Origin of the sequence: Pseudarthrobacter sp. W1I19, from assembly GCF_030817835.1 — a bacterium.
Lineage (GTDB): Bacteria > Actinomycetota > Actinomycetes > Actinomycetales > Micrococcaceae > Arthrobacter.
Map to the genome: position 1 here is coordinate 1,506,709 of NZ_JAUSZR010000001.1, position 25,614 is coordinate 1,532,322.

At 65.3% G+C, this 25,614-nt stretch carries 22 protein-coding genes and 1 tRNA gene; 18 read left to right on the forward strand and 5 right to left on the reverse strand.

The genetic code is table 11. The features are described 5' to 3' along the window. Positions 1-3: 3 nt before the first annotated feature. Positions 4-1,047 (reverse strand): M4 family metallopeptidase, encoded by a 1,044-nt coding sequence (locus QF038_RS07030; protein ID WP_307609496.1) that lies wholly within the window; start codon positions 1,045-1,047, stop codon positions 4-6. Between the two features lie 302 nt (positions 1,048-1,349). Between QF038_RS07030 and QF038_RS07035 the strand changes: the two genes are divergently transcribed. Beyond that, positions 1,350-3,191: an HNH endonuclease signature motif containing protein gene (locus tag QF038_RS07035; RefSeq protein ID WP_307613423.1), complete on the forward strand. Its 1,842-nt coding sequence runs from the start codon at positions 1,350-1,352 to the stop codon at positions 3,189-3,191. 67 nt (positions 3,192-3,258) lie between these two features. Here the strand turns inward: QF038_RS07035 and QF038_RS07040 are convergent. From QF038_RS07040 to QF038_RS07055, 4 genes are all read right to left on the reverse strand, one after another. Next, a tRNA-Arg gene (locus QF038_RS07040) sits at positions 3,259-3,334 on the reverse strand. Between the two features lie 159 nt (positions 3,335-3,493). Next, on the reverse strand, positions 3,494-5,038 hold the full coding sequence (locus QF038_RS07045) for a ferredoxin--NADP reductase (RefSeq protein WP_307609497.1): 1,545 nt from the start codon (positions 5,036-5,038) through the stop codon (positions 3,494-3,496). Further along, on the reverse strand, positions 5,035-5,907 hold the full coding sequence (locus QF038_RS07050; protein WP_307609498.1) for an FAD:protein FMN transferase: 873 nt from the start codon (positions 5,905-5,907) through the stop codon (positions 5,035-5,037). Before QF038_RS07050 ends, QF038_RS07045 begins: the two co-directional genes overlap by 4 nt. Positions 5,908-5,910: 3 nt before the next feature. Next, positions 5,911-6,387: an FMN-binding protein gene (locus QF038_RS07055; RefSeq protein ID WP_307609499.1), complete on the reverse strand. Its 477-nt coding sequence runs from the start codon at positions 6,385-6,387 to the stop codon at positions 5,911-5,913. 172 nt (positions 6,388-6,559) lie between these two features. On the opposite strand from QF038_RS07055, the gene argS reads away from it, so the two are divergent. The 17 genes from argS to atpE all read left to right on the forward strand — a co-directional run bounded on the left by argS (position 6,560) and on the right by atpE (position 25,610). Further along, on the forward strand, positions 6,560-8,224 hold the full coding sequence (gene argS / locus QF038_RS07060) for an arginine--tRNA ligase (protein WP_307609500.1): 1,665 nt from the start codon (positions 6,560-6,562) through the stop codon (positions 8,222-8,224). Between the two features lie 5 nt (positions 8,225-8,229). Beyond that, positions 8,230-9,699, forward strand: coding sequence for a diaminopimelate decarboxylase (gene lysA, locus QF038_RS07065; protein ID WP_307609501.1), 1,470 nt, complete (start codon positions 8,230-8,232; stop codon positions 9,697-9,699). Further along, complete coding sequence (locus QF038_RS07070) at positions 9,700-11,016, forward strand: homoserine dehydrogenase (protein WP_307609503.1); 1,317 nt, start codon at positions 9,700-9,702, stop codon at positions 11,014-11,016. After that, the gene (thrC, locus tag QF038_RS07075) at positions 11,017-12,123 is read left to right on the forward strand and encodes a threonine synthase (protein ID WP_307609504.1); all 1,107 of its coding nucleotides are present in this window, start codon (positions 11,017-11,019) and stop codon (positions 12,121-12,123) included. It begins immediately after the preceding gene. A gap of 2 nt (positions 12,124-12,125) precedes the next feature. Continuing rightward, on the forward strand, positions 12,126-13,100 hold the full coding sequence (thrB, locus tag QF038_RS07080; RefSeq protein ID WP_307609505.1) for a homoserine kinase: 975 nt from the start codon (positions 12,126-12,128) through the stop codon (positions 13,098-13,100). Between the two features lie 298 nt (positions 13,101-13,398). Then, positions 13,399-15,582, forward strand: a complete 2,184-nt coding sequence (gene rho / locus QF038_RS07085; protein WP_307609506.1) for a transcription termination factor Rho — start codon at positions 13,399-13,401, stop codon at positions 15,580-15,582. A gap of 265 nt (positions 15,583-15,847) precedes the next feature. Next, a complete protein-coding gene (prfA, locus tag QF038_RS07090; RefSeq protein WP_307609507.1) occupies positions 15,848-16,921 on the forward strand; it encodes a peptide chain release factor 1 in 1,074 nt (357 codons plus the stop codon). A 35-nt stretch (positions 16,922-16,956) separates the two neighbouring features. Then, positions 16,957-17,844: a peptide chain release factor N(5)-glutamine methyltransferase gene (prmC, locus tag QF038_RS07095; protein WP_307609509.1), complete on the forward strand. Its 888-nt coding sequence runs from the start codon at positions 16,957-16,959 to the stop codon at positions 17,842-17,844. Beyond that, a complete protein-coding gene (locus tag QF038_RS07100; RefSeq protein WP_307609510.1) occupies positions 17,841-18,665 on the forward strand; it encodes an L-threonylcarbamoyladenylate synthase in 825 nt (274 codons plus the stop codon). Before prmC ends, QF038_RS07100 begins: the two co-directional genes overlap by 4 nt. Before the next feature lies 1 nt (position 18,666). Next, positions 18,667-19,578, forward strand: a complete 912-nt coding sequence (locus QF038_RS07105; protein WP_307609511.1) for a glycosyltransferase — start codon at positions 18,667-18,669, stop codon at positions 19,576-19,578. Between the two features lie 6 nt (positions 19,579-19,584). Continuing rightward, positions 19,585-20,544, forward strand: coding sequence for a glycosyltransferase (locus tag QF038_RS07110; protein WP_307609512.1), 960 nt, complete (start codon positions 19,585-19,587; stop codon positions 20,542-20,544). A 99-nt stretch (positions 20,545-20,643) separates the two neighbouring features. Continuing rightward, positions 20,644-22,512, forward strand: coding sequence for a nucleoside-diphosphate sugar epimerase/dehydratase (locus QF038_RS07115; RefSeq protein WP_307609513.1), 1,869 nt, complete (start codon positions 20,644-20,646; stop codon positions 22,510-22,512). Beyond that, complete coding sequence (locus QF038_RS07120) at positions 22,512-23,534, forward strand: glycosyltransferase family 4 protein (protein WP_307609514.1); 1,023 nt, start codon at positions 22,512-22,514, stop codon at positions 23,532-23,534. Before QF038_RS07115 ends, QF038_RS07120 begins: the two co-directional genes overlap by 1 nt. A 97-nt stretch (positions 23,535-23,631) precedes the next feature. After that, the gene (locus QF038_RS07125) at positions 23,632-24,114 is read left to right on the forward strand and encodes a hypothetical protein (RefSeq protein ID WP_307609515.1); all 483 of its coding nucleotides are present in this window, start codon (positions 23,632-23,634) and stop codon (positions 24,112-24,114) included. Further along, positions 24,107-24,445, forward strand: a complete 339-nt coding sequence (locus tag QF038_RS07130) for an AtpZ/AtpI family protein (protein WP_307609516.1) — start codon at positions 24,107-24,109, stop codon at positions 24,443-24,445. The genes QF038_RS07125 and QF038_RS07130 overlap by 8 nt, the downstream gene beginning before the upstream one ends. Positions 24,446-24,526: 81 nt before the next feature. Then, positions 24,527-25,327 carry a F0F1 ATP synthase subunit A gene (atpB, locus tag QF038_RS07135; protein WP_307609517.1) on the forward strand — a complete coding sequence of 267 codons (801 nt, stop codon included), beginning with the start codon at positions 24,527-24,529 and terminating at the stop codon, positions 25,325-25,327. A gap of 79 nt (positions 25,328-25,406) precedes the next feature. Then, positions 25,407-25,610 (forward strand): ATP synthase F0 subunit C, encoded by a 204-nt coding sequence (gene atpE / locus QF038_RS07140; RefSeq protein WP_009356484.1) that lies wholly within the window; start codon positions 25,407-25,409, stop codon positions 25,608-25,610. The last annotated feature ends 4 nt before the right edge of the window (positions 25,611-25,614 follow it).

Sequence of the window (25,614 nt, forward strand, 5' to 3'; positions counted from 1 at the left end):
CCGTTAAAGCTTGACCTTCACAGTTTCCCACGCGTTCCGTACGGCGTCATGCTCTTTTGATCCGGAACCGAAAAGCTCGGTGGCAGCCGCAGCCGTGGCGCGCGCAAAGACGGTGAAGGTGGCGCCGGAGGGAAGAGAACCTCCGGTGAGCGTCTCGTACCAGATGCGCCCGGGGGTGTCCCACGCGTTTCCGCCCAGCTGTTCGGCCAGCACACAAAACGCACGGTTGGGGATGCCGGAATTGATGTGGACTCCGCCGTTGTCAGCACTGGTCTTCACGTATGAGTCCATGGAGTCCGGCTGTGGATCCTTTCCCAGCACGTCGTCGTCGTAAGCCGTGCCGGGGGCCTTCATGGAGCGCAAGGCCTGCCCCTGAACCTGGGAGGTGAAAAGGCCCTCACCAATCAGCCAGCTGGCTTCGGCGGTGGACTGGTTCTTTACATACTGCTCCACGAGGGCGCCGAATACGTCCGACATGGATTCGTTGAGTGCGCCGGCCTGGTTCCGATACACCAGTCCAGCTGAATACTGGGTGACCCCGTGCGCGAGTTCGTGGCCGATAACAGTGAGGGACTTGGTGAAGCGGTCAAAAACTTCGCCGTCACCGTCACCGAAGACCATCTGCGTGCCGTCCCAAAAAGCGTTGTCGTACAGCTTGCCGAAGTGAACGGTGGCGTTCAACGGCAATCCCCGGCCATCGATCGAGTTCCTGCCGAAGACGTCCGCATACAGCCGGTGCGTGTGGCCGAGCCCGTCATAGGCCTCATCCGCTGCCGGATCTCCGGTAGCGGGCTCACCCTCTTTCCGGACAAGTTTGCCGGGAAGGACTTCTGAACCCGCGGCGTCGAAAACGGTGCGGTTTGATGGTCCGGGTTTCGCCTGGCGCACTCCTGCAGGAGTCTCGGGAGCAGCTTGGGTCCGTGCGGCGTGGACTGAGCGGACGTGGCCCAGTGCTTCCCTGGCGGCCCTGGCTGCCGCAGAGAACTCCGGCGCGTCCTGCCTGGCGAGGCGCCGCAACAGGTAGGGCGGAATGATGGAGCAGTACATGTGAGACCCCTTTGCTTCTGTTGGTGTGAACAGCCTACGAGGGGGCACCGACAAAGCGGCGGAGCGCGCAGGGCCCACGCCGTCAATGTATTTGGCACACTGCGTCGGAGTCTGGTGCCAGCAAGTGTTTGCTGGCCGGTTTCATGGGGCGCACAGAGGCGTCCGGTTTTGTCAGACCCCGCCAAGATGATGGAGGTATGGGAACGGACCGGGCGGTGGTGCAGGCGGATGACGTCACTGGTGCGCTCGCTGAGCGTTCGGAGGCGCCCGGTTTTGTCATACCCCTTCAGGAAGATGGAGGTATGGAAATGAATCCGGCGGTGGTGCAGGCGGAGGGGGCGGTTGATGCGTCGGTCGCGGCTTTTATGGCTGCGCTGAGAGATACTGCCGAGTCCGATAATGCAGAGTCCGGCCCGGACGTTTCCGGTGGTGGGGGTGATGGCGCTGACGGTGCTGATTCCTTTGGGTTTGATGATCCGTTGCAGCGGTTGGTGGATGCGGCGGTGGATATTCTGGCGGCGGTGGGTCGGTCGGAGGCGAAGATCGCGGCGGTGAAGGCGTTGGCGGTGGCAGTGCTGGCCGGGGCCACGAGGGCGTTGAACGGCCCGGCGTCGTCTCCCCAGGAGGCTTCGGCGCAGGAGAGGAGCCTGGTGGCTGAGGTCGGGTGCGCGCTGGCGATCGGTGACCGGGCCGCGGGGGCGCTGCTGGCTGAATCCCACGCCCTGACCACGTCATTGCCCAGGGCGTTGGCGGCGTTGCGGGCCGGGACGATGTCCTGGGCCCATGCCCGGACGATGGTGGAGCAGACCTCCTGCCTGGACCCTGCTGCGGCGGCGGCGTTGGAGGCGCATTTCCTGGACCCGGACGCCCCGGGCGCGGCCCGCGGGTGCCCGATCGGGGAGATGCCGGCGTACCGGTTCAAGGCCCGGGCCCGGGACTGGCGGGAACGCCACCACCCCGAAAGCCTGGAGAAACGCCACGCCAGGAGTGTGGCGGACCGGCGGGTGGAGTACTGGCCGGACAACGACGGGATGGCCTGGGTCGCCGCGCTCCTGCCCGGGGACCAGGCCTCGGCGATCTGGAACAGGCTCAGCGCCATCGCCCGCGGCAAGCAAGGCCCCGCCGAAACCCGCAGCCTGCCCGAGCTCAAAGCAGACACCTTCACCGAAGGCCTCCTCACTACCGGCACCACAGCCGGCAACACCGCCAACGACGTGGGTACCGGCGGCGATCGCGGAGCTGGCGATGAAATCAGCGCAAGCAGTGTCAGCAACGGTGCTGACAGTACCGGCGGCGGCAACAGTGCCGGGGACGGCGAACCGGATGGTCCCCGCCAAGGTGATGGAACCACTTCAGGAACAGCTCCTGGTTTAGGATCACCGATCCGGGCGCAGGTGCTGGTCACCGTGCCGGTCTGCTCCCTGATGGGCCTGACTGATGAGCCGGCGATGCTGGACGGGTTCGGACCCATCCCGCCTTCGATGGCACGCAGGCTCGTCGCAGATGGGGCCGCCTCGTTCTACCGGGTTCTGGTGGATCCGCGGGATGGGGCGCCGCTGGAGATCGGCCGCACCAGCTACCGGGTGAGCAAGGCGATGCGGAACTGGCTCAGGCTGCGGGACGGCAAATGCCCCTTCCCCGGCTGCAACAACCCATCCCTGGACAACGAGGCGGACCATATTCTGGCCTGGGCCAAGGGCGGCAGCACGGGGGTATCGAACCTGGGACAACCCTGCCGGAAACATCACAAGCTTCGCCACACCAGCGGCTGGAAACCCACCCCGGCCAGCAAAACAGAATCACCCGGCTGGACCTCACCCACCGGACGGCACTATAAAAGCGAATACCAGGACTGGGAACCACCCCACTGGCCAGACACAGCCGTGCCCGAGAGCATCCGTGAGTTCGATGAACTCCTGCAACTGTGGGAACTCCCCGATGACCTTTCCGGAGTACCGACACCGCCGGAGGACCTTTCCGAAGCCTGCCCTCCGCCGGTCGAACCACCTTTCCCCCATGAACTTTTTCAAGACGACATTCCGGAAGAGACGTTTGCGGACTGGTTCCTGTCGCAAGACAAGCCCCCGAAAGACCCGTTACCACACCTGCTAACCCAACCCGGTAAGCCGGCTACCTGGGGTTAGCGGGTTAGCCACCACCTGATCCGGATAAAAGAGAAGCACCCTGGCCGTGTGACCAGGGTGCTTCAGATGGTGCCCTCGATAGGATTCGAACCTACGACCTTCTGCTCCGGAGGCAGACGCTCTATCCCCTGAGCTACGAGGGCAATCCGGGGTTCCTGCCGTTGCGGGCGGGACGTCCTAGAGCTTAGCAGTAAGGTGGCCCGCAAGGGAAAATCGCCCCCGCCGCGAGTCCTTCAAAGCCAGCCAAGGTCAGCAACTGCAGCCAGCCAAGGCTAGCAATCAAGACCACAAGGCTTCGGATATCAGTACCCGGAGAACGAATCCACGTGCACGCGCCTCGCCCCGGCCTCACGCGCCGCCCGCCGCAAAGAGGCAACGCTGGCCGGTGAACCCGAAATATACACATCGCGCTCGGCCACATCCGGGACCGCGGCCCTGAGGGCTTCCCCGTCCAGCGCAGAGCCGTCCGCCGGGAAGGCAGTGATGTGTGGGGGAGGCACCGAGCCATCCGCGATCCTGGCGATCACCCGAACGCCTGCCGCGTTCAGCTCGTCAGCATAGGCAACCTCATCGGCAGTCCTGGCAAGCAGGAGGAGGACAGCGTCGCGGTCCCGCAGGCCGCCGGATGAGATATGCGAGAGGAACGGGGTGATGCCGATCCCGGCGGCAATCAGAAGCACTGGCTTCCGGGGATCGCGGGGGAGCACAAAGTCGCCACCCACCGAGGTGGCTGTCACCGCATCGCCGGGCTTCAAGGAAAGCAAGACCTTCTTGGCGGCGGACACGGGCTCGGCCGTCCGCACGCCAAACTTCACCAGGCGCTCACCGGGGGAGCCCGTCAAACTGAACACCCGGCGTCGTCCTTTCCCATCCGCCTTCGCGTGCGGAAGGTCCAGCTCCATGTACTGCCCCGGCAGGAAACGGACGGGGCGGGAGGGCTCGAAGGAGAACTCGGTGGTACTGGGTGTCAGTGGCCTCGTACCGGTGAGCGTCAAGCTCACGCCGCCCCTTTGGCCCGCCATAAAAGCGAGCAGATTGCCCAGCAACAGCGCACCCTCTGGTGAATTCGCCAGGAAGCCGAAGTTGTAGGGGACGGCAAACACCACGCCCACCACGGCTGCCAACCCCAGTTGCTGCCACCTGCGCGGCGGCAGCGTCAGCGGCTCGGTGAGCATGAACCCCACAAAGAACAGCAGCGGCCGCTGGGCAAGAGCCTGCCACAGGGCCATTCCTGCCGACATGCCGGCCTGCAGCAGTTCCTGGCTGATGATTGCCGTGGCCACCACAAGGAAGACGGCCGCCATCAGGAACTTCCGGGTGCGGTACAGGACCAAGAGGACACCAGGAACCAGCAGCCACAGGATGGCAGGCGTCGCAGCCCACCACGTGGCAATGTTCAGGCCCGTGAGCCCGGCCGCGAAGGCGCCTGCAGCCGCGGGATTGAAGATATGGCGGCCGCGCCACGCCAGGGCGTACTTCGACGCCGAGGCGAGCACGCAAGCCAACGCCACCCCCGCCACATCCATGGGCACGAAGGACGGCCAAAACAGGAAATACAGCAGCAGGCCGGTGATCAACGAGGACTCCGAGTGGGGCCGCACATGGAACAGCGCCGCCAGGGCCCTGTTCGAGGCGTACGTCAGGCCCAGGCACAGGACCAGGTGTCCGAGCATCTCGGGGATGCCGAACGTCAGCCAACCAAGGGCATCGAGCAGCAAGCTGTAGGCCGCAAGCGCCGCGAGGACCAGGAGGACCAGCCGGTACATGGTGAACCGGCCCAGCGCCGTATCCACGCGGCCGGCCAGGGAGGGGGCCGGCCCTGCTTTTGGAGTTTCAACAGGGCTCATGTGAACAGTGTCCCTTCGAAGTCGGCGGAGCGGGCCGCGCTGCCATCGGAAAACACGGTGAGCCAGGAGAAATCGAATTGCTCCTGGAGCTGGTCTCCGGGGACAAAGAAAAGGGCGGTGGCCAAGGCGTCGGCCAGCATTGCGGTGTCCGCCAGGGCCCACGTGGCGACGGCGGTCCGGACGGGTTCGCCAGTGGTGCCGTCCAGCACGTGGTGCAGTCCGTCCCCCCAGGCGCGCCGGTTGGAAGCCGAGGCGCACAGGGCCCGGTCCGCCAGCGGAACGATCCCGATGGCCTGTGCAGGATTGTAGGGATGCTCCAACGCCACCTCGGTGGGCAGCGGACCGCACGCCAGCAGGTCGCCGCTGGCATCGATGATGAATGCGTCCAGCCCTTCGGCAAGAAGCTCGTCCGCGAGCAGGTCAACCAGCAGGCCTTTACCAGCAGCCCCGATATCCAGCACCACCGGGGCAGTGGTGGTGATGGTGGTGCCAGCCCACTCAAGGACCGCGTCCCAGGGCGGCGCCGCTAGAGGGGAGCCGGAGGGCTTAAGGGAATATCCGGCGTCGTACCCCAGCCGTTCAAGGGAAGCGCCGATCAGTGGGGTCATGGCGCCGTCGGTCATGCCGTACAGGGTCCGGTACAGGGCACCAAGCCGAACGGCCTCATTCGCAAACTCATATCGTCCCGGCTTGCGGGCCAGGGCGCTGACGCGGGAATCGGATCGGAAACGGGACCACTCGGCGTCGAAACGCTCCACCCGTTCCGCCAGACGCGCCCTGACCGGCCCACTCAGCGGAACGGGCGTGGAAATCTCCCACTGCGTCCCGATCCCCTCGAACGCAAAATCCTCCCAGTCCCCATCCGGCACAGGCTACTGCGCCTCCTGCTTGATCTTGTCCACTGCCTGGTTGAACCCGCCGCTGGTCAGCGAAGAACCGGCAACTTTGGAGACATTAAGTTCGTCGATGTTCTTGCCCACGATCTGCGCCGCAATGCCGCCGGCGAATTGCCCCTGGAACTTGCGGGTGTTCGGGTTGGACGGGTGCTGGGTGATGTTGACGCCCGTGACGGTGCCACCGGCCAGGGTAAGTTCCACCCCCACCGTCTCCGTTCCATTGGGGGAAACGTAATTTCCATCAGCGCTGTAGGTTCCGTCCTTGTACGTGGAACCGCTGCCGGCCAGCGACGACGTCCCGGCGGACGGACTGGCGGCAGAAGTCTCCGCAACGCTGCCCCCGGGGGCGGCGGGTGTGCTCTCGGCGGCGGAAGGCGCGCATCCGGCTACGGTTCCAGCGAGGGACAGGCCGGCGATTCCGGCGAAAACACTCTTGCGGACTGACGGTCTCATCAAGGCTCTCATTTCGTTTAAGTGTTCGTGGCAGTGTTTACGAAGGTGTCAACGTCAAACCCAGCGTATTGGTTCACCTTGTAGCTGGCTTGTGTATTCCCTGTGGAATGCCTGTCACGGCGCTGAACGTCCCAATTCTTTTGCTGTCACCAGCCCCCGGTAGGCTAGAGGGGTGACTCCCGAAGAACTCTCCCTCGCCATATCCGCCTGCCTGAAAGACGCCGTCGCCGCCGGCGAGATCGCCCTTTCAGCATCAGCAGTGCCAGACGAGGTACGCGTGGAGCGGCCCAAGAACCGCGAGCACGGAGACTGGGCCACCAACATTGCCCTGCAGCTTGCCAAGCAGGCCGGCACCAACCCGCGCGAGTTCGCCACCGTGCTGAGCGCGCGGCTTAAATCGATCGACGGCGTCTTCGCAGTGGATATCGCCGGACCCGGCTTCCTGAACATCACCGTGGATGCTGCCACGGCCGGCGCGCTCGCCAAGGTCATTGTTGAGTCCGGAAGGCAGTACGGAACCAATACGGCGCTCGCCGGGCACACGGTGAATATGGAGTTCGTCTCCGCCAACCCCACAGGCCCCCTGCACATCGGCCATACGCGCTGGGCCGCCCTGGGCGATGCCATTGCGCGCGTGCTCCGCGCCTCCGGAGCGGACGTCACGGCCGAGTACTACATCAACGACGCCGGCTCACAGATGAACACCTTTGCCACCTCCGTGTACTCCCGCCTGCACGGCCTCCCCGTCCCCGACGGCGGATACCCCGGACAGTACATCGCTGACCTTGGCCACGAGGTGCTCACGGCACACCCGGATATCCGCGAACTCACCGAAGTTGCTGCCCTGCCGGTCATCCGCGCGGCCGCCTATGAGGCCCAGATGAAGGACATCAAGGCCACCCTGGCGGACTTCGGCGTCGAGTTCGATGTGTTCTTCTCCGAGCAGGAACTGCACGACGCCGGCGCTATCGAAAGTGCCGTTGCCCGCCTTCGCGAGCAGGGCCACGTGTTCGACGACGGCGGTGCCGTCTGGCTGCGGACCACCGACTTTGGCGACGACAAGGACCGCGTGATGATCCGCGCGAACGGCGAGCCCACCTACTTCGCCGCGGATGCCGCCTACTACCTCTCCAAGAAGGACCGCGGCTTCACCGAGAAGATCTACCTGCTCGGCGCGGACCACCACGGGTACATCAACCGGCTCAAGGCCATCGCCGCCTGCGCCGGGGACGATCCCGAGGTGAATATCGAGGTGCTGATCGGCCAGCTGGTGTCCGTGAACGGCGCCAAGCTGTCCAAGCGGGCCGGCAACATCATCGAGCTCAAGGACCTGATCGACTGGCTGGGCAAGGACGCCGTCCGCTACTCGCTGGCGCGGTTCCCCGCAGATTCGCCGCTGACGCTGGACCCGGAGCTGCTGAAGAAGCACAGCAACGAGAACCCGGTGTTCTACGTGCAGTACGCCCATGCCCGCTCCCGTGGCGCCGCCCGCAACGCGGTGGCAGCCGGGGTGGAGCGCCAGGTGGACGGCAAGGACAGCTTCGACGCCGCGCTCCTGGACCACGCCACCGAAAACGAACTGCTCTCCTACCTGGGCAGCTACCCTTCCATCGTGGCCAAGGCCGCGGAACTGCGCGAGCCGCACCGCGTGGCACGGCACCTCGAAGCGATCGCCGGCGCCTACCACCGCTGGTACGACGCCTGCCGCATTGCGCCGATGGGCGACGAACCGGTGACCGATGTGAACCGCACCCGGCTGTGGCTCAACGATGCCACCAGCCAGGTGCTGGCGAACGGCCTGGACCTGCTCGGCGTTTCCGCGCCGGAACGGATGTGACGGAAATGTCTGTACAGACCGGCAACACTGCGTCCCCGTTGGCGCCCGAATGGCTTGCAGTCCCCGAGGACCTGAATGCCCTGCAGGAACCGATGTGGGCCAGGACTGTTGAACGGAACGACGACGGCGGCCTGGCAGTTGCCGGCGTTTCCGTTGCCGCCCTGAAGGAACAGTTCGGCACTCCATTGTTCGTGATGGACGAATCGGACTTCCGTTCCCGCGCACGAGCCTTCAAGGACTCCTTTGACGCCGCCTTTGCCGACATCTGCGGCGGCGTGGACGTCTACTACGCCGGTAAATCCTTCCTGTGCACCGCAGTGGTGAAGTGGGTGGAGGAGGAAGGGCTGCGCCTGGACACCGCCTCCGGCGGCGAACTGGCCGTGGCCGCCCGCGCCGGGATCCCGGGGGAGCGCGTCGCCCTGCACGGCAACAACAAGTCCGACGCCGAGATCAACCGTGCGCTGGACATGAAGCTGGGCCGCATAGTGGTGGACAGCCTGGCTGAGCTGGAACGGGTCGGGGCCATCGCCCAGGCCCGCGGCGACCAGGCAAAGGTCATGCTGCGGCTCACCCCCGGCGTGCACGCCCACACCCATGAGTTCATCGCCACCGCCCACGAGGACCAGAAGTTCGGCCTCTCCATGGCGGGGGACACCACCGGGCAGGCAGGCCTGTCAGCCGCGGAGGAAGCCGTAGCAGCAGCGTCCGCACATGCGGGGATTGAACTGCTGGGACTGCACTGCCACATCGGCTCCCAGATCTTCGAACCGGACGGCTTCGCGCTGGCCGCGGAGAAGCTGCTCCGCTTCCTCGCCGCCATGCAGGAAAAGTACTCCATCGTGATGCCGGAACTGGATCTCGGCGGCGGCTACGGCATCGCATACACGCCGGTGGACACCCCCCGCCCCGCAGCAGAGATCGCGACGGCGATGGCCGCCGTCGTGCGTTCCACCTGCGCTGAGCTGGGCATTGACGCCCCCCGCATCTCCATTGAGCCAGGACGCGCCATCGTGGGCAGCACCACCTTCACCCTGTATGAGGTGGGAACCCTGAAGACCGTGCGCGTGGATGCGCCCGGAACTGCGAGTGACGGCGGCAACAACGTTACGTATCCGCGCCGGTATGTTTCGGTTGACGGCGGTATGAGCGATAACGCCCGGCCGGTGCTGTACGACGCGGATTATTCGGCCGTCCTGGCCTCCCGCACGTCCTCCGCCGCGCCCCAGCTGTCCCGCGTGGTGGGCAAACATTGCGAGAGCGGCGACATAGTTGTTAGAGATGTATATCTGCCCGAGGACGTGGCAGCCGGTGATCTGCTTGCTGTACCGGGGACCGGCGCCTACTGCTGGGCCCTGTCAAGCAACTACAACTATCTGGCCCGGCCGGGCGTTGTCGCGGTGCGCGACGGATCTGCCCGGCTGATTGTCCGCGGGGAAACCGAAGAAGATCTGCTGAACCGCGACATGGGAGCCTGAATGACGGAAATGCGAACCCTGAAAGTAGCCCTGCTGGGCTGTGGCAACGTTGGGGCCCAGGTTGCGCGGATTCTCATTGAGGATGCCGACGCCCTTGCCGCCCGGACCGGGGCCCGGCTGCAGCTCAGCGGGATTGCGGTGCGCAACGTCAACTCCCGCCGCGACGTGGACCTGCCCCAGGAACTGTTCACTACGGACGCCGAGACCCTGGTCAAGGACGCAGACCTGGTGATCGAACTGATGGGCGGCATCGAACCTGCCCGCACGTTGATCCTCTCCGCGCTGCGCAATGGCGCCTGCGTGGTCACCGGCAACAAGGCACTCCTCGCCCAGGATGGCCCCACCCTCTACGAAGAGGCTGACAAGGCCCACGTCCAGCTGTCCTACGAAGCAGCCGTGGCCGGCGCCATTCCCATCCTGCGCCCCATCCGCGACAGCCTGTCCGGTGACCGGATCACCCGCGTGCTGGGCATCGTCAACGGCACCACCAACTACATCCTGGACCAGATGGACTCCACCGGAGCCCAGTTCGCCGACGCCCTGGCCGAAGCCCAGCGCCTTGGCTACGCGGAAGCGGACCCCACTGCCGACGTCGAGGGCCACGACGCCGCCGCGAAAGCCGCGATCCTCGCGTCCCTTTCGTTCCACACCCGGTTCGCCCTTGAGAACGTGCACTGTGAAGGCATCACCTCCGTCAGCGCCGCGGACATCGCCGCTGCCAAGGATGCAGGTTTCGTCATCAAACTGCTGGCGATTGCCGAGAAGCTCAGTGATGCCGACGGCGGCGAGGGCGTGTCCGTCCGCGTCCACCCCACGCTCCTGCCGCGCGAGCACCCACTGGCCGCCGTCCGCGGGGCCTTCAACGCCGTATTCATCGAGGCGGAAAACGCCGGCGAGCTGATGTTCTACGGCCAGGGTGCCGGCGGAACCCCCACGGCCTCCGCAGTACTGGGCGACCTCGTCTCAGCCGCCCGCCGCCTGGTGCTCGGCGGCCCCGGACGCACCGAAACCACCACGGGCCATGTACCGGCGCTTCCCATCGACGCGGCCGTCACCAGCTACTACATCGGCCTCGACGTGGCGGATGAGCCTGGCGTCCTGGCAAGGATTGCCCAGCTGTTCGCCGAGCACGGCGTGTCCATCGAAATCATGCGGCAGACCATCCACCGCGACGCCGAGTCCAACGTTGAGTCGGCCGAACTGCGGATCGTTACGCACCGCGCGTCAGAGGCTGCCCTTGCAGCCACCGTCGAGGCCGTGAAGGGCCTGGACGTCATCAATTCAGTTACATCCGTTCTGCGGGTAGAAGGAGTCTAAGTGGCTCACCAATGGCGCGGCGTCATCCGCGAATACGCTGACCGTCTGCCCGTGACCGAGTCCACCCGGGTCATCACCTTGGGTGAGGGCGGTACCCCGCTGGTGCACGCGCAGAAGCTTTCCGGGCTCACCGGCTCGGAGGTGTACCTGAAGGTGGAGGGCATGAACCCCACCGGCTCCTTCAAGGACCGCGGCATGACCATGGCCATGACCGCCGCCGTTGCCGCCGGGGCCAAGGCCGTTGTATGCGCCTCCACCGGCAACACCTCCGCCTCTGCCGCAGCGTACGCAACAGCGGCCGGCCTGAAGTGCGCGGTGCTGGTGCCCGAAGGCAAGATCTCCATGGGCAAGCTCAGCCAGGCGATCGCCCACGGCGCCACGCTGCTCCAGGTGGACGGCAACTTCGACAACTGCCTGGACATCGCCCGGAAGCTGGGGGAGTCCTACCCCGTCTTCCTCGTCAACTCCGTCAACCCCGCCCGCATCCAGGGCCAAAAGACTGGTGCCTTCGAGATCGTGGACGCCCTGGGCGACGCCCCGGACATCCACGTCCTGCCGGTCGGCAATGCCGGAAACATCACCGCCTACTGGAAGGGCTACAAGGAGTACTCCGCTCCCTTCGAATCCGACACTGCCGGCACGTTGCCCGCCGTCTCCACCAAGACGCCCGCGATGTGGGGTTTCCAGGCAGCCGGGGCCGCGCCGTTCGTTGCCGGCCACCCCATCACGGAACCGGACACCATCGCCACCGCCATCCGGATCGGCAACCCCGCTTCGTGGGACGGAGCCATCGCTGCCCGCGATGAGTCCGGCGGATTCATCGACGCCGTCACCGACGAGGAAATCCTCAACGCCCACCGCTGGCTGTCCGCACGCGAAGGCGTCTTCGTGGAGCCCGGTTCCGCGGCCGGCGTCGCAGGCCTGCTCAAGAAGCACGCCGCCGGCGAGGTGCCGTCCGGCAAAACCATCGTCATCACAGTCACCGGCCACGGCCTGAAGGACCCCCAGTGGGCCCTGCGCACCGAGGACGGCAGCGACGTCCAACCGGTCAAGGTGTCCAACGATGTTGTCACCGTTGCTGCTGAACTGGGACTGGAAGAAAAATAACCTTGGACACCACCTCGCAGGCCACCGTCGGCGTGCAGCTCATTGAAGCCGGACAGAGCGTTACCGTGCGCGTTCCGGCCACCACCGCCAACCTGGGCCCGGGCTACGACAGCCTGGGCCTGGCCCTGGCGCTGCACGACACCCTGACGGTGGAGAGCCTCGAATCCGAGGAACTCGTGTTCGACCTCGCCGGCGAAGGCGCGGAAACGCTGCCCCGGGACGCCAGCCACCTGGTGATCCGTGCCATGGAAGCGGCCTTCGAACGGCTGGGCTTCCGCCACGGCGGCCTCAAGGTGACAGCGGAAAACGTTGTTCCGCACGGCCGCGGCCTGGGTTCCTCGGCGTCGGCGGTGGTGGCAGCAATTTCGGCAGCCAACGCGCTGGTGCCGGCGGCAAGCCGCCGTGGAAAGGACTGGATCCTCCAGCTCACCAGCGAACTTGAGGGCCACCCGGACAACGTGGCACCGGCCATTTTCGGCGGACTGGCGCTGTCCTGGCAGGACAGTGACCAGTACAGCAGCACCAGTGCGGCAGTGTCCGGGACTGTGGTTCCGGTGGTGGCAGTTCCGGACTTCGAGCTGTCCACGGAAACGGCCCGGGCGCTGCTGCCGGCATCCGTGGGGCACCACGCTGCAGCGATGAACGCGGGGCGCGCCGCCCTGTTGATCCACGCCCTCACCACAAAACCTGAATTCCTGCTGGCCGGAACCGAGGACTACCTCCACCAGAGTTACCGCGCCGAAGCCATGCGCCCCAGCGCCGCCCTCATCTCGGCGCTCCGCGCAGCCGGCCACGCAGCGGTTGTCTCAGGCGCCGGGCCTACGGTGCTGGTCCTGGCCGACGGACAGGCTGAAGCGGCCGCCGTCGTTGCTTTCATCGAAGAGTTCACCGCAGCGAACACGCCGGACATAGGATGGCGTGTTCTGAAGCTGGCAGTGGACGTTGAAGGTGCTAAGGTGGAGTTGCACCGGCGGTAATTGACGCCTATCTGATCTGCTTCTGCACTTAGTTGCAACCTGATCTCCTACTGCGCAATCTATTCCGGTGCCACCTGCTTGGTCTGTCGCAGGAATCTGCAGCATTGAAACTGCCCCTGAAACGTCAGTCCACAGTTCCACCTTGGGCGGAGCGCAGCGTGAATCAGTATCCGGCCCTGCTGGCCGATATCCATCCGGCAAGGCCGAACAATCCCGGCTGCAGATCTGAACTGCAGCCCAGATCAAATCATCGCGCCCAGCTCCTCGTCTGGACGCCGTCGAGGGGGAAGGATCCTTCGTGACCGAAACCACTGAGCTGTCGCCAGCTGTGGAACTATCATCTTCTGCTGCCGATTCGGCAGCACCCGCCAAGAGCAGCGGCCTTGCCGGCCTGAAGCTCGCCCAGCTGCAGGCACTCGCCAGCCAGCTCGGAATCTCCGGCGGTTCCCGGATGCGCAAGGGGGACCTGGTTGCGGCCATCTCCGCCCACCGCGCCGGTACTCCCGTGACTAAGGCCCCGGCCAAGTCAGCCGCAAAGCGCACCGAAAGCGTCGCCGCACCGGCAGCTACGGCTGTTGCTGCACCCGCAGCTGCCGCGCCGGCCGAAACCACGGAAGCGCCCGCCGAAGGCACCCGTGTACGGGGCCGCGGCCGCAGCCGCCGTGCCGTGAGCGACGGAGTTGTGGCACCGGCAACTGCTGATGCAGCCGCCGAAGCCCCGGCTGCTCCGGTTGAGGCTCCCGCCGCCGCGGAAGCTCCCGAAGCAACGGAAGGCGCCGCCGAGCGCCGCCAGCCCCGCACCCGCAACCGCCGCCGCGGGGAAGCAGCCGTGGCAGCACCGCAGGCGGCAGAAGCCGCCGAGGCACCTGCAGAGCAGGCCGACGCTGAGCAGCGCACAGCTGAGCAGCGCAGTGTTGAGCAGCGCACAGCTGAACAGGGCACGGCAGAGCCGCGCACCACTGAGCGCACTGCGGACCGCACGGAAACCGAAGAAGCCGGCCAGCGCACGGACCGCCGCGGACGTGGCCGGGACACCCGTGACGGCGACAGCGGCCGGGACAACGCCGGCAGCCGTGAGGCAGGCCAGCGCGAAGGCGCCCGCCGCGAGGATACCCGCGACACCCGGGACAGCGATGATTCCGACGGCGGCAGCCGCCGCAACCGCCGCAACCGCCGTGACCGGAACGACCGCAACGACCGCTCCGGTGGCCAGGACCGGGACAACAGCTCCCGCAACGACCGCTTCCGCGACCGCAACGACCGCCGCCGCGGACGCGCCCAGGGACCCGACGTCGACGACGTCGAAGTCACCGAGGACGACGTCCTGCTGCCCGTTGCAGGCATCCTCGACGTCCTCGAGAACTACGCCTTCATCCGTACTTCCGGCTACCTGCCCGGCCCCAACGACGTTTACGTCTCCCTGGCCCAGGTCAAGAAGTACAACCTCCGCAAGGGCGACGCCGTGGTCGGCGCCATCCGTGCCCCGCGTGACGGCGAAGACCGCAGCCAGCAGTCCGCCCGCCAGAAATTCAACGCCCTCGTCCGCGTCACCTCGGTCAACGGCAAGACCGCCGAAGAGCTCAAGGACCGCGTCGAGTTCGCCAAGCTGGTTCCGTTGTACCCGTCCGAGCGGCTGCGCCTCGAGACCGATCCCAAGAAGATCGGCCCCCGCGTCATCGACCTCGTCGCCCCCATCGGCAAGGGCCAGCGCGGCCTGATCGTCTCCCCGCCCAAGGCCGGCAAGACGCTCATCCTGCAGTCCATCGCCAACGCGATCACCACCAACAACCCTGAGGTCCACCTCATGATGGTGCTCGTTGACGAACGCCCTGAAGAAGTCACGGACATGCAGCGCACCGTCAAGGGTGAGGTCATTGCCTCCACCTTCGACCGTCCCGCCGACGACCACACCACCGTGGCCGAACTCTCCATCGAACGCGCCAAGCGCCTCGTGGAAATGGGCATGGACGTGGTGGTCCTGCTGGACTCCATGACCCGCCTGGGCCGCGCCTACAACCTGGCAGCACCGGCCTCCGGCCGCATCCTGTCCGGTGGTGTGGACTCCGCCGCCCTGTACCCGCCCAAGCGCTTCTTCGGTGCAGCCCGCAACATCGAAAACGGCGGCTCGCTCACCATCCTGGCCACCGCCCTCGTGGAAACCGGCTCCAAGATGGACGAAGTCATCTTCGAAGAGTTCAAGGGCACCGGCAACATGGAGCTCCGCCTGTCCCGCCAGCTGGCAGACAAGCGCATCTTCCCGGCCGTGGACGTCAACGCGTCCGGCACCCGCCGCGAGGAGAACCTGCTCTCGCCCGAGGAAGTCAAGATCATGTGGAAGCTGCGCCGCGTCCTCTCCGGACTCGAAACCCAGCAGAGCCTTGAACTCCTGACCAACAAGATCCGGGAAACCCAGAGCAACGTTGAGTTCCTGATGCAGGTTCAGAAGACAACACTTGGTGCGAAGTCCGATAACGACAAGTAGCTGAGTTCGGGGCGGGGTGCGGATTCCTCGCGTGGTTCGCCGCGCGGGTTTTCCGTCCCCGCCTTCGCCGTTCGGTTTTGCCGCCCCCGCCCCTACGCTGGGCGGCTTTCGATCTTCGATCGTTAGCCGCCCAGCTCCGGCAGGCCCGATGCCACACTCCCGGGGCGGCAAAACCGAACGGCTCTTCAGTCTGGTCGCCTTCCCGGTTTGTCTTCCTTCGCAGTCGCATCACTAGACTTGTACAAGTCGAAAGAGGTTTTGAAAAATGTTTGAGTCCGTACAGGGCCTGCTTGATGAGCATGATGCTATCCAGGCGCAGCTGGGGGATCCGGCTGTTTATGCTGACCAGCGGCTTGCCCGGAAGCTGGGGCGGCGGTCGGCTCAGCTTAATGGCATCGTAGAGGCCTACCACAAGTGGGAAGGCATTCGGGACGATCTTGCTGCTGCCAAGGAGATGGCTGACGAGGATCCTGAGTTCGCTGCCGAGGTTCCTGAACTGGAGGAGGCGCTGGAGGTTGCTGCGGCGAAACTGCGCCGCCTGCTCATCCCGCGCGATCCTGACGACGCCCGCAACGTGATCCTTGAGGTCAAGGGTGGTGAAGGCGGCGACGAGGCGGCCCTGTTCGCCGCGGACCTCCTGCGGATGTACAGCCGTTACGCGGAAACCCGCGGCTGGAAGACCGAGATCATCTCCGCCACTGAGTCGGACCTCGGCGGTTACAAGGACGTCCAGATGGCCGTCAAGGGCAACTCGAACGATCCGGCCGAGGGGGTGTTCGCGCGGCTCAAGTTCGAGGGCGGCGTGCACCGCGTGCAGCGCGTTCCGGTCACCGAATCCCAGGGCCGCATCCACACCTCGGCCGCCGGCGTGCTGGTCCTGCCCGAAGTGGACGAACCCGAAGAGCTCGAGATCAACCAGAACGACCTCAAGATCGATGTCTACCGGTCCTCCGGTCCTGGCGGCCAGTCGGTGAACACCACCGACTCAGCGGTGCGCATCACCCACCTTCCCACCGGAATCGTGGTGGCCATGCAGAACGAAAAGTCGCAGCTGCAGAACCGCGAGGCCGGCATGCGCGTCCTGCGTGCCCGCATCCTCGCCCACCAGCAGGAGCAGATCGACGCCGAAAACTCGGCCCAGCGGAAGTCCCAGATCCGCACCATGGACCGCTCGGAGCGCATCCGCACCTACAACTACCCGGAAAACCGCATTGCGGACCACCGCACCGGATACAAGGCCTACAACCTGGACCAGGTCATGAACGGCGACCTGGAACCGGTCATCCAGTCCGCGATCGAGATGGACGAACAGGCACGCCTGGACGCCATTGGCGACTAGTTCCTCGCTGGACATCAGGACACGACATTCAGGACATGACATTCGGGCAAGGCCAGTCGCTCGCTGACGCCGTCACTGCGGCCACGGCAATCCTGCGCGACGCCGGTGTTCCCAGCCCGCGCGTGGACGCGGAACTGCTCGCCGACCACCTGCTGAACGTGGGACTGGGCCGGCTCCGCGCCATGATGCTCGGTGACACGCCGGCACCGGAAGGCTACGAAGCCCTTGTGGCCGAGCGGGCCAGCCGGATTCCGCTCCAGCACATCACCGGCGTGGCGCACTTCCGCTACCTCGAGCTGGCTGTGGGGCCCGGCGTGTTCGTTCCCCGCCCCGAGACCGAATCGGTGGTCCAGCTGGTCATTGACCACGTCAAGGACTTTGCTCATCCACGGATCGTGGACCTGGGTACGGGATCCGGCGCCATAGCCGGTTCCATCGCCCACGAAGTGCCCGGAGCCGAAGTCCACGCGGTGGAGTTCAGCCCCTTCGCCCACGCCTGGGCGGCAAAGAACCTGGCGCCCTTGGGCGTCCACCTCGTCCTGGGGGACCTGCGCAACGCACTGCAGGAGCTGAACGGAACGGTCGACGTCGTGGTTTCCAACCCGCCCTACATCCCGTCCGAGGCCATCCCCAACGAGCCCGAAGTAGCCCTGCACGACCCGCCAGAGGCACTATACGGCGGGGGAGCTGACGGTATGGAACTTCCGACGGCGGCAGCCGCCTCGGCCGCCCGGCTGCTGGTACCCGGCGGCTACTTCGTGATGGAACATGCAGAAGTCCAGGCGGAATGGATCGCGGCAATGCTGGGCCGGTCAGGATCGTGGACCAGCATCAGCACCCACCGGGACCTCAACGGCAAGGAGCGCGCCACCAGCGCCGTGCTCGCGGACCAGACCCTACGCAATGAAAGAATGGGCCAGTGACCACAACCTATAACTGCACCAGTGATGACGAGCGGGCACAGGGCCTGGAGCACGCGCAGCGCGCGATCAGCGAAAAGAAGTGCGTCGTGCTCCCCACGGACACGGTTTACGGCATCGGGGCCGACGCCTTTTCACCGCAGGCCGTCACCATGCTGCTGGTATCAAAAGGGCGCAGCCGCACCATGCCACCACCGGTGCTGATTCCGCGGCTCAACGCCCTCGACGGGCTCGCCACCGACGTCTCCGCTGACGCCCGCAAGCTGGCCGAGGCATTCTGGCCTGGCGGATTGACGTTGATCCTGCACGCCCAGCCGTCGCTGGACTGGGACCTCGGCGAAACCAAGGGGACCGTGGCCTTGCGCATGCCAGCCGATGACATCGCCCTTGAGCTGCTGACACTGACGGGCCCGTTGGCCGTCTCCTCTGCCAACCGCACCGGCCAGGCACCAGGACAGACTGCCGCCGCTGCCCGCGAGCAGCTTGCAGAATCCGTTGAGGTCTACCTTGAGGGCGGCTTCCGGCCGAAGGAAGGCGAGACCGCCGTGCCCTCCACCATTGTGGACGCCACCGGGCCCCTCCTGCGTGTGGTGCGCAATGGAGCCGTCAGCCTGGACCAGCTCCGGGAACACGTTCCGGGTGTCCTGGGTTTGGGCGAGATTCCCATGGCTGCGGAAGAACCGCAGGAGCCGGTAACGGCGGAGGCGTCTGACGCGCCGGAGACTGCCGGGGATTCTGCGGCAGCGGGCCCCGCGGCTGCCCAAGCCCACAGCGCGGCCGGCAGCAGTGCCGTCAGTACCAACGACAACAATGCGGAGAACTGACATGCAGCCCAAAGTTGCCGTTGCAGCCGTAACGTTTGACCGCCACGAGGAGCTTGCGCTGCTCTTGAAAGGCCTGGCCGAGCAGATCGCGCCCATCCATTCGATCGCCCTGGTGGACTCGGGCACGGTCCCGGCCACCGACGTCGTCAATGCCGGGGGAGCGAAGAACATCAACTACCTGCGCTCCGAAGCGAACCTTGGCGGCGCGGGCGGGTTTGCGTACGCCATCCTGGCCGCCATGGCCAGCGGCGCCGAGTGGATCTGGATGATGGACGACGACGGCCATCCGGAAGACGCCAGCTGCCTGGCCGAACTCCTCCGCACCGCAGAGGAGCACCAGCTTGACATCATCAGCCCCCTGGTAGCCGCCACTGCAGACCCCAACCGGCTGTCCTTCAACTTCCGCATCAACGGGCTGCTCACCAACGACCGCTCGAGACTGGCTCCGATGGGCTACCTGCCGGACATGGTTCACTTCTTCAACGGTGCGCTGATCCGGACCGAGGTTTTCTACCGGATCGGTATCCCCGACGTGAAGTTCTTTATCCGCGGCGACGAAGTAGACTTCCTGTCGCGCGTGAAAAAGGCCGGGCTCAAGTACGGCACGCTGGCCACTGTCGCCGTGCAGCACCCGGCTACGTGGACGGAGATGAAACCGGTGTTCGGCGGGTTCATCACCCCGGTCATTCCCGAGGGTGAGTTCAAGCGCTACTGCTATTTCCGGAACCGTGGCTACCTGACCCGCAAGTACCGCAACCTGCGCTGGTTCAGCGCGGACATCGTCGGCTTCCCCTATTACTTCCTGAAGGCCGGTGACCTCAAGGGCCTGGCGCACTGGTTCAGGGCGTATTCCACCGGCTTCCGCGGTAAGGGCTTCGGCTCGCCCGCGGAACTGATGTCCGCCAACAGCTAGGCCGCCGTGGAAAACCTGTACGCCGTCGTCGTTACCTACAACCGCGCCGACTTCCTGCGCAACCTGCTCGATTCCTTCGCCCGGCTGGACACTGCCCCGGCGCGGATCCTGGTGGTGGACAACGCGAGCAGCGACCATACGCCGGACGTCGTTGCCCGGGCCGCCGCAGCCGGGCTGCCCATCCAGTACGAACGGCTGGAGCAGAACATCGGCGGGGCCGGCGGGTTTTCCCGCGGCGTGGAACTGGCCCTGGAGTCCGGCGCCGAATGGCTGTGGCTGATGGACGACGACGTTGAGGTGCTTCCCGGCGCCGTGGAGGCACTGGAGAAGTTCACGCCCGAATACTCCTGCATGATCGGCCGCCGCTACGACGCCAACGGCAAACCGTTCTTCTGGCAGCACCATTTTGTCGAGGCACTCGGCATTTTCCTGCCCGTCTCCCGCGACGTGTTCCGGCATTCCGATGTGTTCCGTACCAATGTGGGGAACTTTGAAGGCATGCTCATCAGCGCTTCCGTGGCCCGGAACATCGGCCTGCCGGACCCGCGCTTCTTCATCACATGGGACGACCTGATCTACGGCTGGCTTGCCGCGCAGCAAACCCCGGTGGTGTACGTCAACGCCTTTGTCATCAAGAAGGTCCGTGCCCAGCGCCAGGTTGACCTGGGACTGCGCCACCTCAACGATTCATCCGACCTCAGCCGCCGCTACGTGATGCGCAACCGCGGGCATGTGGCGCACTACCTGCGGGCCCACGGCAAATTCAACCGGGCGGGTTTCGCCGCGGGTACCGCGCTGACCTTCCTCAAGGAACTTGTCCGCCTGGTCCTCGTTGAGCGGACCCTCAAGGGGTCCGGTGCGCTCTGGCAAGGGTGGCGCGAATCGCGCACCATCCTTGCCGACGCCGGGTGGAAACCCATGCCGCCGCTGCCGGTGTATCCGGGCAGCGGAACCCGAAGCGATTAGTATCGTTCTAAGCCCCGGCGACGTCCGACAGTTTCGCGGCGGGGTATTTTGAAACAGGCGCCTGGCCGCCGTGGTAGTGGAAGTCGGTTGCATCTTTCGTTGAGTACACAATCAGAAACGCGCGGACCTGCCGCAGTACGGGACGAGAAGCCCGCCCTCTGGATCTGGATCCAGCTCTTCCTCGACTCCATGTCGTGGGTAGTTGCGATCGGCCTGGCGCTGCTGCTGCGCTACGAAATGGGCATCCGGGTGGAACAGCTCGCCGGAGCCTGCCTCATCGCCGCCATCGCGGTGGTGGCACAAATGCTGGCCGGCTACTCCCTCGCCCTGTACCGGGGCAGATACCCGTTCGGCAGCTTCCAGGAGGCAAAGGCGCTGGTATTCGTCACCGTCATCGTGGCGGCAGCCATCACCGTGAGCCTGCTGGTGCTTTATGCGGAGATCAACATCGGCCGCAGCGTGGGCCTGATCGCCTTCCCCTTCGCCTGCCTCTTTATGTGCGCGGCCCGCTATGCCAAACGCCTCTATGTAGAGGGCAAGACCCGGCCCGGTGACGGGGCCCAAAACACGCTGGTGTACGGCGCCGGATTCCTCGGCAACTCCCTGGTGACCAGGATGCTGCAGGACCCGGATTCCCCGTACTTCCCAGTGGGCCTGGTGGACGACGACCCCGCAAAGAAGCACCTGAGGCTCTCCGGCGTCCAAGTGCAGGGCCGCGGCGACGACCTGCCGGCGATCATCCGCCGCACCCGCGCGAAAGTGCTGGTCCTCGCGTTCGCCAACGTCGAGGCCACCGTGGTCCGCCGCATCTCGGACGCTGTGGCCGGTCTGAACGTGCGCGTACTGGTGCTGCCCCCGCTGCGGGACATGCTGGGCACCGGTGCACCTGCCGGTTTCTCCGACTTCCGCGACGTCGCGGTGGAGGACCTGATCGGACGCCGTCCGGTGGACATCGAGGTTGACGAAATTGCCGGGTACATCAAAGGCAAACGAGTGCTGGTGACCGGAGCCGGAGGCTCCATCGGATCGGAACTCTGCCGGCAGATCGTGCAGTTCGATCCGGCGGAACTGATCATGCTGGACCACGACGAAACAGGCCTGCAACAGACCCAGATCTCCATCACCGGCCACGGCCTCCTGGCAGGCCGGGATACCGTGCTGGCCAACATCCGCGACGGCGAAGCCCTGCTGGACATCTTCGAGGACCGCCGTCCTGAGGTGGTGTTCCACGCTGCGGCCCTCAAGCACGCGCCGCTGCTGCAGCAGTATCCGGTGGAAGCCTGGAAAACGAACGTCTGCGGCACCCTGAACGTGCTGCGCGCCGCCCAGCGCGCCGGCGTCACACACTTCGTGAACATCTCAACCGATAAAGCGGCCAACCCCACCACCGCCCTTGGCCACTCCAAACGGGTTGCCGAAAAACTTACCGCCTGGATGGCTGGGCAGACGTCCGGGAAATACGTCTCCGTCCGCTTCGGCAACGTGATGGGCAGCCGCGGCTCGATGCTGCCGCTCTTTACCGAACAGATCCGCGTCGGCGGTCCCGTCACGGTTACGGACCCCGACGTCACGCGCTTCTTTATGACCATCCCCGAAGCCTGCCAGCTCGTCATCCAGGCCGGTGCCATCGGTACCGGCGGGGACGTGCTGATCCTGGACATGGGCGAACCGGTCCGGATTCTGGATGTGGCGCAGCGGATGATCGCGATGTCGGGCAAGGACGTGGAGATCATCTACACCGGGCTGAGGCCGGGGGAGAAGCTGCACGAGGAATTGGTGGGCACCGGTGAACTGGACAAACGCCCCCTGCACCCGAAGATTTCGCACACCAGGGCCATGGAGCAGGATCCCGCCAAGCTTGACCTCAACATCTGGCTGGCCCGCTGCGAGGCAGAACAGGGCGCCAGCATCGCCGTCATTCCCGACGACGAGGCCAACGACGCCGGTGAAATCCGGGTGGCGTCGTGATGCCGCTGCTCCTGGTGGCCGGGATCACACTGGCGGCCAGCCTGCTGCTCCCCCTGGCCGTGAAGCCGCTGCTGGTCCGGATGGGCGTGGTGGATGTTCCCTCCGCACGCTCATCGCACGTGAAAGTGACAATCCGCGGAATGGGCCTGGCCACGGCCCTGGCCACGGCGATCGGGTACGCGGCAGCGCTGCTGCTGGGGGTTGTCACGGTGGACCGCTCCATATCCGCCGTTGTGCTGGCCATAATTGCCGCCTGTGCCGCTGTTGGCTGGATCGAAGACCTGCGCGGCATGTCCATCCGCGGCCGGGCAGCCGCCCAGCTCGGGATCGGTGCCGCCGGCTCCGCAGTACTCATCGTCCTCACGGGCCAGTCGTTCTGGTGGCTGCCGCTAGGTGCAGTGGCTATCGCCGCCTACGTCAACATCGCCAACTTCATGGACGGCGTCAATGGCATTTCGGGCCTTCATGGGGTGACGGCAGGGGTTGCCTACGCCGTTGCCGGATTGCTGTCAGAACAGCCCTGGTTGACCGCCGGCGGCGCGGTTCTGGCAATGTCCTTCCTCGGTTTCCTCCCATGGAACCTGGGCCGCGGCCCGGTTTTCCTGGGCGACGTCGGCAGCTACCTGTTGGGTGCGTCGATAGCTGCCCTCGCGGTGGCCGGCTTCCTCGGCGGCGTCTACGTCGAGTACGTCCTCTCGCCGATCCTGGTGTACGCGGCGGACACCGGTTACACCCTGCTCCGCCGGATCAAGGCGGGGGAGCGGTGGTACGCATCGCACCGGGAACACGTCTACCAGCGGCTCACGGACGTGGGCTTCTCGCACCTTATGTCGGCCGGAATCGTCACACTGTGCACGGCCGCAGTGATCATCCTCGGGTTCGTTGCGGCGACGGCCACGCTTCCGATTGTTGCGCTGTGCGTCGCTGCAAGCATGCTGGTGCTGGCTTTGTACCTGGCCAGCCCGGACCTGATCCGCCGGTACCGCCGCCCGTCCAAGGTAACCCGCCTGCCCGTGACCTGAACGCTGTTCTATCTCGTGTAGAATTTGAGGGCAGCCAAAGCTGCCCTCCACACTGCCTACTGGCCACCTGCCTTTTGGTGCCGACGATTGGGATCGAATGACCTCCAACGCCGAGTCCGGACCTGCGTCCGGCAACGGAAGAGTTGGCGCATCCGGTCCCACGCCGTCCCTCTGGCTGAACCTCCTCAAGCGCAGTTCGCTGGCCGCGGCGGCCGGACTTGTCCTGTGCGCCGTTCCTGCAGCAATCCTCGCAGGACCGGGCGGCGCCCTGTCCGGTACCGCCGGCGGGTTGCTGGTGATGCTGTTCTTCGGCATCAGCCTCCTGGTGGGGCACTTTGTGGGACGCAGCAACCCTTCCGGGGCCATCGGCATGTTCGTGGCCACCTACTTTGTCAAAGTTGTGGGTTTTGCCGCCGTCCTGTTTGTGGTCGGTGCTCCGGCGTGGCTGAACGGCCGCTGGTTCGTCGCCGGGGCCGTAACCGCCGTCGTCCTCTGGCAGGCTGCAGAAATCCATGGTTTCAGCAAAGCCCGCCTGCAGATCTACAACGATCCAGAAACCAAGGAAACTCCCGATGCGTGATCCCAGGAAGCCCAACGAAGGCACCGACGGCGACCGGGGATCGAAGGGTTCAGCTCCCGATGTATCAGGCGACGGAACCAGCGGCGGATACAACGCCGGCATGGCCGTATTCAGCTACATCATTGGCGGAATCATCGTCTGGAGTTTGATAGGGTGGGGACTGGATTATCTGTGGGGAACGCGCTGGATTGTGCTCGCAGGCGCTCTGCTTGGAGCCGTCGGAGGTTTTTACCTTTCCCACATGCATGGCCTGACCAGTTCTCGAAAAAATGCTGGGGAGCGCCATGCTGCCAGCGGGCCGTCCCAGGACGGCGACACTAATGCCAAATAATTTCACAGGGGGAACAGCAGGCCATCAGGCTGCCGGTCCCCGCCCAACGCCCAATGATGGACACTGCAGAGAGGAAACGCGTTGATCGCGCTTGCGCTCCCGGCCCAAGATTCAGGAGAGTTTACTCCTCCTGGTATTAACGAAATGCATTTGCCGGCAATCCTGCCGTGGGGTGCCGCAGAAGGATTCTCCAAGCAGATGCTGCTGGTCCTCCTCTCTGTCGTCTTTATCGCCGTCTTCTTCGTGCTCGCCGCACGCAAGCGGCAGCTGGTACCCGGCAAGCTCCAGTTCGCCGGTGAAGCCGCCTACGGCTTCGTCCGCAACGGAATTGCCAAGGACATCATCGGCGGCAGGGACTTCATCAAGTACGTCCCGCTGTTGTTCAGCCTGTTCTTCTTCATCCTGGTGAACAACATCTACGGCGCCATCCCGTTCTTCCAGCTCCCCACGTTCTCGCACGTCGGCGGCGCCTATGTACTGGCGGGCATTGTCTACTTCACCTGGATCGCCATCGGCGTCAAGAAGAACGGACTCCGTTACTTCAAGCTGGCCACTGTGCCCTCCGGTGTTCCCTGGTTCATCCTTCCGATCGTCATCCCGATCGAGATCATCTCCAACTTCCTGGTCCGGCCCGTCACGCACAGCCTCCGTCTGTTCGCGACCATGCTCGCAGGACACCTCATTGTGATGATCGCCGGCTACGGCATCGAGTTCCTCATCATGCAGGAGAACGTGCTGCTCAAGGGAACCTCCGTCCTGGTCCTGGCCGGCGCCATCGCCATGTACATGCTTGAAGCCCTGATCATGGTCCTGCAGGCCTACGTGTTTACCCTGCTGACAGCGATCTACATCGAAGGCGCGCTTCACGCCGACAGCCACTAAGGCACCCTAAGCTTCCCCTCGCGGGGATAGAGCAACCCAAACAACCTGCCACATGGGTGGCATCTTGAAAGGAAGAAAAATGGAAGGCAATCTCAACCTCGTAGGTTACGGTCTGTCCGCAATCGGCGGTGGTATCGGTGTTGGTCTCGTATTCGCTGCGTACATCAACGGCGTCGCCCGCCAGCCCGAAGCACAGCGTGTCCTGCAGCCGATCGCATTCCTCGGCCTTGCGCTGACCGAAGCCCTCGCCATCCTCGGCCTGGTCTTCGCCTTCGTTCTCTAGTCCT